1 protein-coding gene is annotated in these 481 nt (G+C 52.8%); it reads right to left on the reverse strand.

The window, feature by feature from the left end:
- Positions 1 to 481 (reverse strand): AAA family ATPase (locus HBA93_RS18450; protein WP_221724269.1); only part of this gene is annotated, 481 nt, incomplete at both ends.

Consider the following 481-nt stretch of genomic DNA (forward strand, 5'->3'; position numbering starts at 1 on the left):
GCCCGACTTCATAAAGTGTTTGCTTGGTCAAACCCGCATCAGAAACAGCGGTGGATTTTACCATAGGCGCTGTAAGGACGCGATCGCCGAACTGGGCACGCAGGAAGCCTGCAATCTGTGCCTGAGGACCGTCATTCGGTTCATAGCGGGTAATGAGATAGCGCAGGAAGTCGAAATTGAGTGTGCCGCCGGCTTCACGTACAACCGAAAGCAAATCCGATGTCATGAAAAGAAACTGGCTCATTGAGGCAACGTCGAGCATCTGCGGATGTACGGTAACGATCACCGATGTTGCCGCGCAAAGTGCAGACAAGGTCAAAAAGCCGAGTTGCGGCGGACAATCGATAACCACTACATCATAATCATCCGCTACAGATTGCAGGGCAGCCTGTACACGGGTGAAGAACATGTCTGTTGCAGGGCCGCGACGCTCGGCAAGAACGCGTGGTGTGGTATGCTCGAATTCCTGCAATTCCAGATT

The sequence above is a fragment of the Ochrobactrum sp. SFR4 genome (assembly GCF_019730395.1).
Lineage (GTDB): Bacteria > Pseudomonadota > Alphaproteobacteria > Rhizobiales > Rhizobiaceae > Pseudochrobactrum.